Source organism: Bacillus salacetis (assembly GCF_049177075.1).
Classification (GTDB): domain Bacteria; phylum Bacillota; class Bacilli; order Bacillales; family Bacillaceae_B; genus Rossellomorea; species Rossellomorea salacetis_A.
Genome location: NZ_CP185377.1, coordinates 2,609,444 through 2,624,231, shown reverse-complemented (window position 1 = coordinate 2,624,231; position 14,788 = coordinate 2,609,444). Strand labels below are relative to the sequence as shown.

Annotated in this window: 17 protein-coding genes; 12 read left to right on the top strand and 5 right to left on the bottom strand. The window is 41.3% G+C overall.

Going from position 1 to position 14,788, the window contains the following annotated elements; translation table 11 throughout:
- Positions 1–183: 183 nt before the first annotated feature.
- Positions 184–318, bottom strand: a complete 135-nt coding sequence (sda, locus tag ACOJQI_RS13665) for a sporulation histidine kinase inhibitor Sda (RefSeq protein ID WP_421378747.1) — start codon at positions 316–318, stop codon at positions 184–186.
- 351 nt (positions 319–669) lie between these two features.
- Between sda and ACOJQI_RS13660 the strand changes: the two genes are divergently transcribed.
- The 4 genes from ACOJQI_RS13660 to ACOJQI_RS13645 all read left to right on the top strand — a co-directional run bounded on the left by ACOJQI_RS13660 (position 670) and on the right by ACOJQI_RS13645 (position 4,865).
- Positions 670–2,301, top strand: coding sequence for an AMP-binding protein (locus ACOJQI_RS13660; protein ID WP_421385473.1), 1,632 nt, complete (start codon positions 670–672; stop codon positions 2,299–2,301).
- A gap of 221 nt (positions 2,302–2,522) precedes the next feature.
- Positions 2,523–3,401: a gamma-glutamylcyclotransferase gene (locus tag ACOJQI_RS13655; protein WP_421378745.1), complete on the top strand. Its 879-nt coding sequence runs from the start codon at positions 2,523–2,525 to the stop codon at positions 3,399–3,401.
- Between the two features lie 29 nt (positions 3,402–3,430).
- The gene (locus ACOJQI_RS13650) at positions 3,431–4,225 is read left to right on the top strand and encodes a GNAT family N-acetyltransferase (protein ID WP_421378743.1); all 795 of its coding nucleotides are present in this window, start codon (positions 3,431–3,433) and stop codon (positions 4,223–4,225) included.
- A gap of 34 nt (positions 4,226–4,259) precedes the next feature.
- The gene (locus ACOJQI_RS13645) at positions 4,260–4,865 is read left to right on the top strand and encodes a DedA family protein (RefSeq protein ID WP_421378741.1); all 606 of its coding nucleotides are present in this window, start codon (positions 4,260–4,262) and stop codon (positions 4,863–4,865) included.
- A gap of 2 nt (positions 4,866–4,867) precedes the next feature.
- Here the strand turns inward: ACOJQI_RS13645 and ACOJQI_RS13640 are convergent, their stop codons facing one another.
- On the bottom strand, positions 4,868–5,212 hold the full coding sequence (locus ACOJQI_RS13640; protein WP_421378739.1) for a hypothetical protein: 345 nt from the start codon (positions 5,210–5,212) through the stop codon (positions 4,868–4,870).
- Between the two features lie 195 nt (positions 5,213–5,407).
- Here ACOJQI_RS13640 and ACOJQI_RS13635 point away from each other — a divergent pair, with 195 nt between their 5' ends.
- From ACOJQI_RS13635 to ACOJQI_RS13605, 7 genes are all read left to right on the top strand, one after another.
- The gene (locus ACOJQI_RS13635; RefSeq protein ID WP_421378737.1) at positions 5,408–5,614 is read left to right on the top strand and encodes a DUF6501 family protein; all 207 of its coding nucleotides are present in this window, start codon (positions 5,408–5,410) and stop codon (positions 5,612–5,614) included.
- A gap of 1 nt (position 5,615) precedes the next feature.
- On the top strand, positions 5,616–5,741 hold the full coding sequence (locus ACOJQI_RS13630) for a hypothetical protein (protein WP_421378735.1): 126 nt from the start codon (positions 5,616–5,618) through the stop codon (positions 5,739–5,741).
- A 93-nt stretch (positions 5,742–5,834) separates the two neighbouring features.
- Positions 5,835–5,981, top strand: a complete 147-nt coding sequence (locus ACOJQI_RS13625) for a hypothetical protein (RefSeq protein WP_421378733.1) — start codon at positions 5,835–5,837, stop codon at positions 5,979–5,981.
- Positions 5,982–6,119: 138 nt separating this feature from the next.
- Positions 6,120–7,001, top strand: a complete 882-nt coding sequence (locus tag ACOJQI_RS13620) for an ATP-binding protein (protein ID WP_421378731.1) — start codon at positions 6,120–6,122, stop codon at positions 6,999–7,001.
- An 11-nt stretch (positions 7,002–7,012) separates the two neighbouring features.
- A complete protein-coding gene (locus ACOJQI_RS13615; RefSeq protein ID WP_421378728.1) occupies positions 7,013–8,932 on the top strand; it encodes a vWA domain-containing protein in 1,920 nt (639 codons plus the stop codon).
- Between the two features lie 218 nt (positions 8,933–9,150).
- The gene (locus ACOJQI_RS13610; RefSeq protein ID WP_421378726.1) at positions 9,151–10,728 is read left to right on the top strand and encodes a cation:proton antiporter; all 1,578 of its coding nucleotides are present in this window, start codon (positions 9,151–9,153) and stop codon (positions 10,726–10,728) included.
- 41 nt (positions 10,729–10,769) lie between these two features.
- On the top strand, positions 10,770–10,952 hold the full coding sequence (locus ACOJQI_RS13605) for a hypothetical protein (RefSeq protein ID WP_421378724.1): 183 nt from the start codon (positions 10,770–10,772) through the stop codon (positions 10,950–10,952).
- Between the two features lie 44 nt (positions 10,953–10,996).
- Here the strand turns inward: ACOJQI_RS13605 and ACOJQI_RS13600 are convergent, their stop codons facing one another.
- The 3 genes from ACOJQI_RS13600 to ACOJQI_RS13590 form a co-directional block, all read right to left on the bottom strand.
- Positions 10,997–12,148 carry a toxic anion resistance protein gene (locus ACOJQI_RS13600; protein WP_421378722.1) on the bottom strand — a complete coding sequence of 384 codons (1,152 nt, stop codon included), beginning with the start codon at positions 12,146–12,148 and terminating at the stop codon, positions 10,997–10,999.
- Positions 12,149–12,164: 16 nt separating this feature from the next.
- Positions 12,165–12,776 (bottom strand): 5-bromo-4-chloroindolyl phosphate hydrolysis family protein, encoded by a 612-nt coding sequence (locus ACOJQI_RS13595; RefSeq protein ID WP_421378719.1) that lies wholly within the window; start codon positions 12,774–12,776, stop codon positions 12,165–12,167.
- A gap of 215 nt (positions 12,777–12,991) precedes the next feature.
- Complete coding sequence (locus ACOJQI_RS13590; protein ID WP_421378717.1) at positions 12,992–13,270, bottom strand: acylphosphatase; 279 nt, start codon at positions 13,268–13,270, stop codon at positions 12,992–12,994.
- 174 nt (positions 13,271–13,444) lie between these two features.
- Between ACOJQI_RS13590 and ACOJQI_RS13585 the strand changes: the two genes are divergently transcribed.
- Complete coding sequence (locus tag ACOJQI_RS13585; protein WP_421378715.1) at positions 13,445–14,596, top strand: D-alanyl-D-alanine carboxypeptidase family protein; 1,152 nt, start codon at positions 13,445–13,447, stop codon at positions 14,594–14,596.
- Positions 14,597–14,788: the final 192 nt, after the last annotated feature.

The window sequence follows — 14,788 nt, the reverse complement described above, 5'->3', positions numbered from 1 at the left end:
TCGACAATCTGGATACACGGAATCCGTTCTTTCCGGTAAACCATGCTGTTACATTGACAATCTGGCAAAACAAAAAAAGAAGAAAGCCTGATTCATCAGGCTTTCTCCAGATTTTTCTCTTTATGTCACATTCGGCAACTGTACTAACACTAACCTCACTAAGTATTTGGTTCCCGGATTTCCTTATATTTTCCTAACAGGCCTTATTCCTCGACTATGAATCTCCTTCTTAAGCATTTGAATCCAGTCACGGTCAGTACCGCTTTTCTCCGCGTCACGATAAGCTGCAACCAACTGTTCATTACTCATAATCTTCATGGAAAACCTCCTAGGAGAATTTAAAATATAGAATTTTCTATATTTTCTATTTATTCTACAATTAATCCCGTCATCTGAAAAGGGGGTATACGCATTTTTTTATAAAAAATTTTTCCAATTGCATTTTTATTTGTTAATCAGCTCCTTGCTATAACTTGTTATTAATCCGTTTGCCAGCAGCCTTTTACTGGACTAACAATGATAATCAAAAGATTAGTATTTTTAATATTCTAAAATTTATGATAATATAAAGGCGGTGATGTGGAGAAATGAACATCAGGTCAGACAGATGAATTCCTGTTCCACAAGGTAAAAATCTTTTGCTTGATTGGGGGAAGTACGTTGTCGAACTTGTTGAATTTAACAATAGGCAGATTATTGGAAGAAAAGGCTGAACTGCAAGGGGAAAGAGATGCGGTCGTTTATAGTGACCGGAATTTACGTATGTCTTATAAGGAGTTTGATTTATACTGCCGTAAAGTCGCGAAAGGCTTAATGGGGCTGGGGCTGCAAAAAGGGGAACACATGGCAGCTTGGTCGACTAATACTCCTGAATGGCTGGCCAGCCAGTTTGCCACCGGGAAAATGGGAGCCGTTTTGGTAACAGTCAATACAAATTACCGGACTGCGGAGCTTGAATATCTGTTAAAACAGTCTGATGCAACAACCATTCTGTTAATGGATCAGTACAGGGATGCTTCATATATAGATATGCTGTACGAAATTTGTCCTGAATTAAAAGATTCCCAGCCTGGCAATCTTGAAAGCAAACGTCTGCCGGCGCTGAAAAATGTCATTGTTTTAGGGGAGAATCGCTACAGCGGTACATATAACTGGGATGACATCTTAAGAATGGGAGAGTCTGTTGAAGAAATCGAGCTGGATGAGCGGATGGCAGACCTCCATCCAGATGATGTAATCAATATGCAGTATACTTCAGGTACAACCGGATTTCCAAAAGGCGTTATGCTGACTCACAGTAATATCGTTAATAATGCATACAATATTGCGCAATGTATGAAATTGACAAATGAAGACCGACTGTGCATTCCTGTGCCCTTTTTCCATTGCTTTGGCTGTGTACTTGGTACAATGGCATGTGTATCTGTCGGTGCTGCGATGGTTCCAGTCCAGGAATTCAATCCGGGAACGGTTTTACAAACTGTTCAAGATGAAAAATGTACAGGTCTTCACGGAGTTCCGACAATGTTTATAGCTGAGCTGAATCATCCTGATTTTGATCAGTTTGATCTTTCGTCCCTGAGGACAGGGATCATGGCGGGGAGCAATTGCCCTATAGAAGTCATGAAAGGTGTCATCGAAAGGATGGGAGCAGACGAAATCACCATCGCTTATGGGCAGACGGAATCGTCTCCTGTCATAACCCAGACGCGGACGGATGATCCGATTGAACTTCGTGTAGAAACGGTTGGCCGGGCGCTTCCTAATGTGGAAGTAAAAATTGTCCAGCCTGGTACAGATGAAGAAGTGCCTTTTGGGGTGCAGGGTGAATTATGTACAAGAGGATACCATGTCATGAAAGGGTATTACAAAAATGAGGAAGCGACAGTTGGGGCGATTGATTCGAACGGATGGCTGCATACTGGTGACCTGGCTGTAATGGATGAGAATGGATACTGCAGGATTACCGGCCGTTTAAAAGATATGATCATCAGGGGCGGCGAAAATATATATCCAAGGGAGATAGAGGAATTCCTCTACACTCATCCTAAGGTATTGGATGTTCAAGTTGTAGGTATCCCGGACAAAGTTTATGGGGAAGAGGTAATGGCCTGGATCATTCTAAAAGAAGATGAAGATGCAACAGCGGATGAACTACGTGAATATTGTAAAGGTAAGATTTCACGCCATAAGATTCCCCGCTATATAGAATTTACAGATGCTTACCCGATGACGGCATCAGGAAAGATACAGAAATTCAAGTTAAAGGAAGAAGCTGAAAAAAAAGCTCTTCACAGTTGAGGGTATAAAAGAGAAGCTGGCAGGAAACCGCCAGCTTCTCTTTTGGTTGTAATGGATTCGAAGTATTTGTTTGCTAATTCAAGAAAGGATACGTTAATCTGGGAAAAAGGAGAATTTGAAAGCAATGTAGAATGAATTATATAGATAAGTTTTAGCAGTTCTGTATTTTTATATAGTCTACTATATACATATTTTCTAAGACAGGGAGGACTCTAGATACCATGAAGATCTTTGTTTATGGATCGCTAAGAAAAAATCAAAAATACAATTATTATTTGGAGGATTCAAAACTCGTTTCCGAGCAAGCTTGGATTAAAGGTGAACTTTATGATACAGGAGAGGGCTATCCTGCAGTGAAGGAAGGAAACGACCGGGTATTCGGTGAAATATATGAAATTAATCAAACCGTACTGGAGAGTATAGATGACCTCGAGGATTATAAAGAGAATAATGATGACAATCTGTATATGAGGCAGGTTACAGATGCTCAAACAGATAAAGGTCCGGTTGATGTCATCTATTATACTGGTTTTCAATCTTCTCTCTTTAAAAATTACATTGCATCAGGGGACTGGACCCTGCATACATTCATGGAGCAGAAGCCGGAAGCCCTCCTTTATTTTGCCTATGGATCCTGCATGGACTTGGAAAGATTCAAACTTGCCGGAGTCGATCACCATTTCCAGGAACCACTTGGAAAAGGGACCTTGGCTGGATACTCAATGAAGTATACTTTCATTGTAAAAGATGGAGGGCGGGGAGATATCATTGAGGATGGCGGTCTCACAGAAGGTGTCGTTTACAGGCTGCCTTTTGAAGCGGTGGATTACCTTTATGAGAGAGAAGGAGTCGTCCCGGGAAGATATCGGGCAGCACTGGTGAATGTGGAAGTAAATGGTGTTTTGATCCCTAATGTTCTTACATTCATTGTGAATCACAGAGGGGAAGAAACCCGCCCTCCTGCTCATTATGCAAGAGAAATCTTAAGAGGGTCAAAACCATTTGTCAGCCAGGAATATCATCAAAAACTGAAGAAACAGCTCCTTCTTTTAGGGATGTCTGAGGATGAAGTGGAAGGCCTCTTGGAAACTGAAAGATAAATTTACTGAAAGGCAGCAGGAAAAGAAAAATGAATAAATTGGATGTAATTAAAGCGATAGAAGCCCATCACTGGGATTATGAAGAGGAATGGATTCCCTCCTATATCGAAACGATTGAGGAAGAAGGGGTAAAAGCAACCAAGAATCCTAAAATGCATAATGTTTTAAGTAATAAGGTCGTTGAACTTTCTATTGAAGGAAGCCATCTCATGCAGGAACAGTGGGATAAGATCAAAAAATTTTATGGGGATGTTCCTTTTAGTCTTTGGCTTGAGGCTTCAGACAGCGAACGTTTCACTCCTATATTAGAGAAAGATGGATATAGTGTCACAGACAGATATGATGGAGTTGCTTACTTTCTCGACCAATATTCAGGTGAACCATTAATAAACAAGAATATAAATTATATTGAAGTAAAGAGCGATGAAGACATCCGGAGTCTTGTTGAAGTTTCTTCACTTATCTGGAATTATCCGGAGGAGCAGCAGGAATCCATATTCAATCAAAGAAAGAGTTACATTGATTCTCCTTATCGAAACGGGGGATATATTCTTGCTCTGAAAGATTCATTGCCGGTGGCCTACAGTAACTACAGGTACAGCAGTGATGGAAATATCATGTTCATGAATGGAAGCGGGGTCCTCGCTGAATTTCGCCATCAGGGGATTTATTCAGATATGGTTTCATTCCGCCTTGGCCATGCAAGATTGAAGGGAGCATTACTCGCCACTTGCCAGGCAAGACAGGGCCACTCCGCACCTGTTTTAAGGAAACTGGGATTCCAAAAGTACTCCACCTATGATTATTGGGTATATACTGGATAAAATCACTATTTGCTCTTAGGACAGGAGGAAGGGCATGTCACTGTTGATTGAACTTGTGAATGACCTTGGCTACTTTGCCATGTTTATATTCAGCTGGTTGATCTTTATCGGGTTTCCGCTTCCAAATGAAGCTGCAGCCGCTTTTTCCGGCGTTCTAACCGAATGGAAAGGATACTCGCCTGTCGCCGCATTTACAGCAACTTATCTGGGAGTCATCAGCTCAGGAACTTTTGGTTATGGTATTGGCAGGTGGGCAAAGACACGCATCCTTGATAAATTTGAGAAGGCGAAGTCCAGAAGATTGATACAGAAAGGGCAATTTTGGCTGGAGAAATACGGAGCGGCAGGGATCTCTTTCAGTTATTTCATTCCAGGAATACGGCTGTTCATGCCTTACGTAGCAGGTGCTTCAGGAATTTCGGCAGCGAAATTCATGTTTGCCGCTTATCCCGCTGCTTTTGTTTGGTGCATGATCTATTTTCAGATTGGGAGGATTTTTCCCTCCACATTTACGGTTATCATTGAACATCTTTCCACCGCTTTATCGGCAGTGGTGTTATTGATCATCTTGATAAGCGGAATTTTCTTATATAGAAAGAGGAAGAGGGCGGCAAATGGTGTCATCAAAAGTGGGGAATGAGATTAACCGCGCGGTTCAGGGCGGTCAATCTCCTCTACGATCGTATAATAATGTCCAAAGAAACCGATCGCTTTAATGGTTGTCTGTTTCCCCTCCTTGCCCTCAAAAACCCTTGCAACCGTATTGAAAAAAAGATAACCTTCTTTTGTGCGTGAACCAGTAACAATAAGGGTACGTACTTTTCCGGTTTCTTCATCTTCCTTTGTACACGAAATTGAAGCGCAGGAAATATCATATTTATTTTCTAGCCACCTATTAAAATCTTCTTCATTTGGGCGGTGTGCCGTTGAATAAATCAGTAACAGGCAAACCACGACCGCCAGCAGTCGATTTAATAGCTTTTTCATTTTATTCAACCTTTCAAGTCTATATAACTCTACTATACCATCTTAGGACTGATGGAGGTAGACCGGTTTTGAATGCCTAAATGGTGAATTCAGCTGTGTTTTTAAATGAGAGTACAGCAAAAAGGAAACAGACTATTGAAGTGTTCAGCGTTGAAGAATATACTTAAGGGAAAGATCCAGAAAGGAGAAAGATATATGATACATCGTGACTGGACAAACCGTCCATCCATCAAAACAGTAAAGTGTGTACATACCGATGCAGCGAAATATAAGGTGGAAAATGTTTTGACGGCAGGAAAAACATATGAAGTTAAAAATGAATCTGAAGATTACCTTTTCGTGATAGATGACAGCGGAAAAATGGGTGGCTTCTACAAAGATTACTTTGAAGAAGTGAAGTAATATGAAAAAAGCGGTGAATGGCTTATGCGGTTCACCGCTTTTTTATTGTGCAGATTTGGAAAAGGCCAGTATAGAAGGGGAATTCGAGCTGAAGGGGTACGATTTGGAGAAAAACGTGCCGTTATAGAACTGAAATTCAAGCTGAAGAGGTACGATTAGAAGAGAAACGTACCATTACAGAAGGGAAATCAAGCTGAAGGGGTACGATTAGGAGAGAATCGTGCCGTTACAGAAGGGAAATCAAGCTGAAGAGGTTCGATTAGAAGAGAAACGTGCCGCTATAGAAGGGAAATTCAGTCTGAAGGGTACGTTAAGAAGGGAAACGTGCCATTACAGAAGGGATACTCAAGCTGAAGGGGGACAATAACAACTAGATAAACCTATGCGCAAGTAATAAAGGTGACAGGGAAACCCCTCCTGAACTTCCATCGTTGCAGTGAAAACGTTTTTACATGTAGAATGGTTTCTAGTGCAGAATTTTCGTTTTAGGAAGGAAGTAATAAATATGAATATAGAAAACCAACTGCCTGAAGCTGTTTCAGGTATTTTATCAAATAGAAAAGCACAATTTGCCGGAAGTGAAGACAAAACCCTGATCGGAGAGGGAGGCTATACGGCAGAAGATGCTGCAATCATTGAGGATGCTGTCATTGCTCTTGCAATGGGGAAAAATGTCCTTTTGAAAGGGCCGACGGGTTCAGGGAAGACAAAGCTTGCCGACACGCTTTCTTCTATTTTTTCTCAACCGATGCACAGTATTAACTGTTCAGTGGATATGGACGCGGAAGCACTCCTTGGTTATAAAACAATTGCCGAAAAAGATGGTAAAAACACGATTGAATTCATTGAAGGTCCTGTCATTGAAGCAATGAAAAGCGGACATCTTCTTTATATCGATGAAATCAATATGGCTAAACCCGAAACACTTCCGATACTGAACGGCGTCCTGGATTACCGCCGTATGATTACAAATCCATTCACCGGGGATGTCATCAAGGCTTCAGAAACTTTCGGTGTCATTGCAGCAATCAACGAAGGCTATGTTGGAACTGTTCCTCTGAATGAAGCACTCAAGAACAGGTTTGTAGTAATAGATGTTCCTTATATCAGCGGCCAAACACTAAAAACAGTCATTCTATCCCAGAGCAAGCTGCAGGATGAAAAGCTCGTCGAAAAATTCATCTCATTATCTTCTGACCTCCTCGTTCAAGTAAGGAATGGCCAGATATCTGAAGAGTCGGCTTCCATCCGGGCATTGATTGATGCCTGTGACCTAGCTGTGTACCTTCCTCCATTAAGGGCTATTCAGCGTGGAATTATTGATAAGCTGGAAGATGACAGGGAGAAAGCCGCCATCCATAATATTGCGGAAACTCTTTTTGAGTAAGGGTTGATTGTATGCGAAGATTTATACAGTTTAACGATGAAAAGATTGATTCATTCTTATTTATGGAACTGTCTGATCTGGCGAAGACGCTGTCGAAAAACGGGGAAATGGAGCTCGAATACGGCCCGCATTCTTATTTAGACTCCAAAAATAATACAGTCTATGTAACCCATTTTTGGGATCACAGAAGCAAGTTGGAAGAACTCTATGGGTTGAAGAGCGATATTTTTCTAAGGACAATCGGTAACTTGCATTATACTGATTTTGCAGAGACGGCCAGGTATGTGAAAAAGGTAAGGGCGACCAACCTTCCCAGCCTTGGAAAGCAATTGTACGTTCTGGGGGAGGACATCCGCCTTGAGGAAATTTGCAAGAGGGAGAGGCCGGGTACCAAAAAAGCGTTCAATACCCGTAGAAAACTGTACCGGCAGCACTTCCAGTCACAGTTAAAGGTGAATATGGTGAAAAGCGTATTTACTGATGCGCTGTTCAACAGTATGTATCTGATTCTCAACGCACAATCGCCGCTTGAACAGGAGATTTCCATTAATGATCGAATTGATCTTGCCATGCCGTTTATCAAGGATTCTCTTTCAAAATTCTATGAAACCAGGTCTTCAAAAGACGTAAGCAGGATCTGCCTGGAATTAATGGATGTTTTTGAGGAAATTCTTGAGAAGGATATGCTTAATGAATATTTTCACCTGCCGGAAAAAGTGTATGACTTGGATGAGAAGGGCTTGACCATGGATGATCTGAAAAGGAGAGACCCTCTTCAAAACGACGATACTCTAGAAGAAAAGAGTACGGGAGAAGAAGAAGTGTTTGAAGAAGAGATGAGAACCTGGCACAGAGAAACGAGCGATAAAGGTGATGCTTTCCTTCAGTTCGACTTGGATCAAGGGTCGAAGTCTGACTTGATGGGGAATGGAGTCAGAGAAGGGGATGAAGGGGATCAGGCGCTTGGAATGGTGCAGGGTTCTTCACAGGAGACAGCTAATAAAGATTACTCGCAAATGGAAGCTGCACGCCAGGATAAGGAAGACGAAAAAGGTGGAGGAGAGACGGAGTATGGAAAAGAGAACCGATTTGCTTATCCTATCTTCATCACCCCTGACAGGCCTGATTATGAAGAAGTCAAAGCTTATGATGTAAACAAAGGGCTGATCTCTCCTTATCAGAAAAAACTCCAAAAAATGATCGAAAAAACATTGGAGCATAAGAAAATCCAGCCGCGAAGCGATCTTCACTTTGGGCGTTTAAACAAAAAGCTTCTACGGTTCCTGACTGACGATAACCCGAGGTTATTTTATAAGAAGCAGAATCCATCCACTGAAATTGATGCAGTATTTTCACTGCTTGTGGACTGTTCAGCCTCCATGTATGACAAAATGGATCAAACCAAACTCGGCATTACACTGTTCCATGAATCATTGAAATCAGTCAGGGTACCGCACGAGGTTGTTGGGTTTTGGGAAGACACAAACCATGCCACAGAGACCAAACAGCCGAATTATATGAATGCGGTGCTCGATTTCAGAAGCAGCCTTCAGCCGGGAAGCGGTCCGGAAATCATGGGTCTGCAGCCGGAGGAAGACAACCGGGACGGATTTGCCATCAGGCTTATGGCAGAGAGACTTCTGCAGCGAAGCGAAAAGCAAAAATTCCTTCTTGTTTTTTCAGATGGTGAACCCGCTGCATTTGGTTATGAACAAAACGGTATCGTAGATACACATGAAGCCGTTTTGCAAGCGAGAAAACAAGGAATCGAAGTCATCAATGTGTTCCTGTCCAATGAAGAAATTGAAGAGGCGCAACGAAAAATGATCGAGAACATCTATGGTAAGTTCAGCATCCTTGTATCCGATGTAGAAGAACTTCCGGATGTCCTGTTTCCATTGTTAAGGCGTCTGCTTATTAAAAGCTTGTAAAAATTCAACAAACAAACCCGTCACAAATCAATGTGGCGGGTTTTTGTGTTTTACCGACTGCTGTAATGGATAATATAAATAAATATGAACCAAATGAAATAGACTGGGCAACATAGTTCTCATATCAATGTATTTTATAATCATTTGTGACTGGCGGATAATAAGAAACGCTGGTACGGTACATATTTTCTCAGTATTTAAAGAAGGGAAGTCATATCATGCATGAATTGGACCTGCATCATATATTCGAACTTGGGCTGATATTAGTGATGATTGCAGCAGGAATCACTGCCATTGCAAAAAAATTAAAACAGCCTTATCCGATTGCGCTTGTCATTATCGGTGCGTTGATCGGCCTGCTGGATATTCCGGTCTTGGAGCCATTGAAGTTGTTCATAACGGAAGGGGAAGTCTTCAACTTTGTCATCATCACTCTTTTCCTGCCTGCGCTGCTGGGGGAAGCTGCCCTTAAACTTCCATTTTCCCATTTGAAGGATAATAAGGAGCCGATTTTTTCTCTGGCTTTTGCGGGAACTTTTTTATCCTATCTCATCATCGGGTTCAGCACATACTACTTTTTTGATTTCTCCATACCTGCAGCCTTTGTGTTTGCAGCTTTGATGAGTGCGACAGACCCAGTAAGTGTTCTCTCCATCTTCAAGAGTGTCGGAGTCAATAAGAGGCTTGCTGTGGTCATTGAAGGAGAAAGTTTGTTCAATGATGGGCTGGCCGTCGTTCTTTTTAACATTTCTGCTTTTTACCTGCTTTCCTATCTGGATGCTGGATGGGCAGGGCTTGGAAGCGGACTTTGGGAGTTTATCAGAGTCGTGTCGCTCGGCCTGATCATCGGTGGGTCACTTGGTTTTGGATTCTCTATCCTCACAAAGTACTTTGATGATTATCCGTTGGAAATCATTTTCAGTGTCATCTTATTTTATGGCTCATTTTTAATGGCGGAAAGTGTCCATGCTTCAGGTGTTATTGCCGTTGTAGTTGCAGCTTTGATATTTGGTAACTACGGAGCCCGGATCGGTATGAGCCCGACAACCAAGCTGAACATCAACAATTTTTGGGATGTTGCGGCTTTGCTGGCCAACTCCCTGGTTTTCCTGATGGTTGGACTCGAGATTACCAGGATTGATTTAGTTGATAAGTGGCAGCTGATCCTTGCGGCCATTCCACTCGTCCTGATAGCAAGAAGTATTGCGGTATACTCCAGTCTGGCCTTGATCAAGAGTTTCCCGATAAAATGGCAGCATATCCTGAATTGGGGCGGATTGAAGGGCTCTCTTTCAGTAGCGCTTGTCCTGAGCCTGCCAAGGGATTTCCCCGGCAGGGAAGATGTCTTGGTTCTTGCTTTCAGCGTCGTCTTGTTCTCGCTTGTTGTTCAAGGACTATCCTTGAAACCATTGATTGGCTGGCTGGGGGTAAAACCTCAGAAGGAAGGGGCTTTTGAGTTTGAAGAGTTGATAGCTCAGCTTCACCGTTATGAAACAGCCATTACAGAAATCCATAGAGTTAAACGAAAACTTTATATCACCGATCCGGTTTCTGAAGAACTGATTGATACCTATGAAAAAAGGCTGGATATGTTGAAAGCGCAAATAAATGAGTTGTTTGATAAAATGCCTAATCTAAAAGAGGAGCAGATGAATACACTAATAAAACATACGCTTTATGCCGAACATGAAGCAATTGATAATTTACTCAAGGAAGAAATTATCACGAATGAAATAGCTGAAAGGGAACATGAACGAATAACAGATGCCATTGTAAATTTAGAAGGAAAACACTAAATGCAAAATAATGGTATAATGGGGAAAAGGAGGTTAGTGATATGTTTTGGCTGTTCTTCGCTATTCCTTTCGTCTTGGTCCTTGTTTATGCTGTTTACCATGATTTTAAGAAGAAACCTTACTCCACCGACCGCAGCACATCAGATAATCAAGACTATGCCTATGCACAAAGCATGAATGAAGTGAACCGGTATAATAACAGCAGTGGAGGCGGACCACTTTAAAGACACAAAAAAGGCTGTTTAATCACAGCCTTTTTTTGTTGTACTTATTTTAAACGAAGAAGCTTGTTCTTCAGATCATTTTCCATAGAGATAAGTTCTTTTTCAGCCTGCTGCCTCTTTGAACGTCCTTCTTGCTGGATCCTCAATGTCTCTTCGATTGTGGAAATGAGATTTTCTTGTGTTTTTTTCAATGTTTCCATATCGATGATGGCACGCTCATTCTCTTTTGCTGCCTCTATACTGTTGGTTTTAAGCATTTGTGAATTTTTCAATAGCAACTCGTTGGTTGTATCGGACACTTGCTTCTGTGCCTGAACAGCTTTTTTCTGATGAAACAGTGTCAGGGCGATGGCTATCTGATTTTTCCATAATGGAATACTGGTTAATATCGAAGATTGTATTTTTTCTGCCAAAGCACCGTTTGTGTTTTGAATCAAGCGGATCTGCGGTGCTGTCTGGATGGTCATTTGTCTGCTGATTTTCAAATCATGTATTCTTTTTTCCAGCCGGTCCAGGAACTGCAAGGCATCATTGACCTCTTGATAAGCCATGTCATCTTGTGTGGATTCGGCTTTCCTTCTTAAAGCGGGGATTGTCACGGAAGATAATTCTTCGTGCTTTAATTCCGCCGCAGCGATATAGATATTAAGGGATTGGAAATAGGTTTTATTCTTTTCGTAAAGTTCATCGAGGAAGCGGTTGTCATCAATCAGGACATTTTTAGAATGCTCGAGTTTAACCGAAATTCTGTCTACCTGGCTGCCGATCTTTTGATATTTTGAAAGAACTTCCTGGATTGAACTGGACAGCTTGCCGAAAAACCTTTTTACAAATCCTTTCTTCTCATCAGAGAGTTCCTCGGGATTCATTTCTTTCAATCTCTTCATCAAGTCATTCAGTACATCCCCGATTGGGCCGACATCTTTCTTCTGGACATGGTCAAGCATGGAATGAGAGAAATTAGACATTTGGGCTTGCGCTGCCGTCCCGTATTCCAGGATGGCCTGGCTGTTGTGCATGTCGATCTGCTTGGCAATTTCCTGCGCTTTCTGTCTGTGCTCAGGTGTCAGCCGGTCAGCCAGCATGACTGGGGCATTGCTCACTTCATTACCATTTGATGTATTGCTGGCAAAGGGGTCAGCCAAAAGGCTTTCTAAATCATCATTTTTAAAGTCAGTTGTATTGTTTGAGTTCATAAAAAAATGCTCCTTCTTATTTTTTGTTTTTTCGGGCTACATCCAATTCAAAATCCAATGTCTGGATATCATTTGAAAGTACATTCATAAGATCTTCCTGGAGAGAGTCTTCCAAAGTATGCAAGGTTCTTTTTGCATCTTTTATAGACTGGAAAACCTGGTCGTTTTTAATTGGCTGTGTGGCAAGATAAGTATATTTCTCCGAAAGTTCCACGACGGAGTCTAAGTGATAGAAGAAGAATTGCTCGCTCTGATAAAACTTCTTCGGATCTTTTCTAACAATTGTATAGATTCTTTTCGCCAGCCTGTTAAGCTCCAATATTTGTTTAAAGGCGCCGAGAGACCTGACTTGGAATTGTGTCTTTTGAAGGCGTTTGATTTTGGTCTTTGCCTCTTTTAAATTTTTATCAATATAACGGTAATCCTTTAATGTGATTCCGTTTTTCTTAAGAAATCTTTTGGTATACACCCATTTCCCCATAGTGGAAACAAGATAGGCAGCAGCTGCACCGCCGGCTGCTCCAATAAGAAATGGCTGCTCGAATCCAAAAATCAAGACGAGGAAGGTGATAAAAAACCCGTTGATTCCTAAAAACAGCTTTAAGAATGTAAGAGGTATTGATTTCATGTCATCTACTCCTTAAATCTAACTATAATGGTTAACCTCATTACTATTTATTACGATTCAATACTATAAAAGTTTCAAAAATCCTGCAAAAATCGCTGAAATAGTTTTGCCAGTTTTTACTGCAATGATAAAATTCGACATTAAAAAACTGACCATCTTTAGGCCAGTCTTCATTATAATTGTTTTTGCACCTGTTGAAACACCATTTGAGAACTTCATAGAGTCTTGAATATTTTGTCTGCAGTTTCATCTACTTCAAGCTCGTTGATATGACAGACATCCACGCGTGAAGCGGGGCTTGCCCCGTTTTTAACAAAGGTAACAAATTCTTCTATATTGGATTCCTTTCCTTGTGCTTCAATTTCAACTGAGCCATTCGCCAGGTTCTTTGCCCAGCCGGAAAGGTCTAGCTCGTCCGCTTTGCTTTTAGTATAGTAGCGAAAACCGACACCTTGCACATGTCCTTCGATTAGTAAATGCACTCTTCTCTTCATGAAAATCCTCCCGTAACAGAGATAGTACTTTTATTCCCCATTAGCAATGCTGATAATCTTATATATCCCTTTTTACCTCTCTGTTAAATTTCTGTGTCAATGGTTGAGAAACCACTTTTTCTGATAAAATGTTTAGTGTCTTTTTAATTTATCCTATAGGAAGGAGGACCTTCTGTGAAAAAGTTATTAATCGCCATCATATTATTATTGATTACTTCACAAACAGCCTTTGCAGAAGCGGAAGAGAACCAGAAGCCTTCAATGCTCTTCAGCCAAAGCGGGGTCATGATAGATACTGATACAGGTACAATCCTTTATTCGAAAAATGCCAAAAGGCGCATGTCGCCAGCAAGCATCACCAAGATAGCAACTGCAATTTACGCGGTTGAAAAAGGTGATCTGAACAGCATGGTGACAATCAGTAAAGAAGCAGCAGATACAGAGGGCTCCTCAGTATATTTACTGGAAGGTGAACAAATGACCTTAAAGCAGCTGGTTTCCGGAATGATGATCAATTCCGGAAATGATGCCGCAGTGGCCATAGCTGAGCATATAGACGGTTCAGTTGACTCTTTTAGTAAAAATCTCAATGAGTTTCTTTCGGAAAAGGCAGGTGTAAAGAATACTCATTTTAATAATCCGCATGGTCTCTATTCCAAAGACCATTACACGACTGCTGAAGATATGGCTCTCATTACCTCCTATGCCATGAAAAATGACTCATTTAGAGAGTTATTTTCTTTAAAAGAGTTTGACTGGATGGGAGAAGGGTGGGAAACAACCCTTTTTAATCATCATAAGATGGTAAAAGGGGAAATTGTCTACCCGGAAGTGACAGGCGGCAAGAACGGGTATGTAGACGAGTCCAAACATACATTGGTCACGACCGCATCGAATGATGATTTCTCGGTTGCGGTGGTTCTCTTGAAAGCCCAGTCTAAGAAAGCAGCCTATCAAGATACCTCTGCTCTTTTGGATTATGGTTTAAACCAATTCAGCCATCATATTATCCCTAAAGGAGAAACGTTTAGCATTGGAGAGAAGGAATTTTTCACAGATAGAGAAATCGAGTATACGAGCCCTATCGATAAAGAAGCTGAAATTTCAGTAGCTCCCGATGGCGGCCTGGTGTATCTGATGGATGGAAAAGAGCAGCTTATAGGTGAATTGCCTGCTGTCCCTGACAAAAAGGAGCAGAAAGAAGCTGATCAAGTAGAAAGCGGCTTGGTAAAAAGCCAACTGGTTCTATATCCGGTATATCTGTACCTCGGACTGCTGCTCATCGCCGGAACCGCAGTGCTCAGAAAGAAAATCTCAGCGGAATAAAAAAGTTGAGCAGGATACTTTTGGGAAATTAACATGAATATATAGTTATTGAGGAGAACAGAAAAATATTTTAAAAGTTGGAGGCAGAATTCGTTAATGATTTCTGCCTTTTCATTTTTATATATTTCATTTGAGTATTGCTTGGTTTATCATTAGATGAGTGGATATTTATTGTTAATGTCTTTTGTTTCA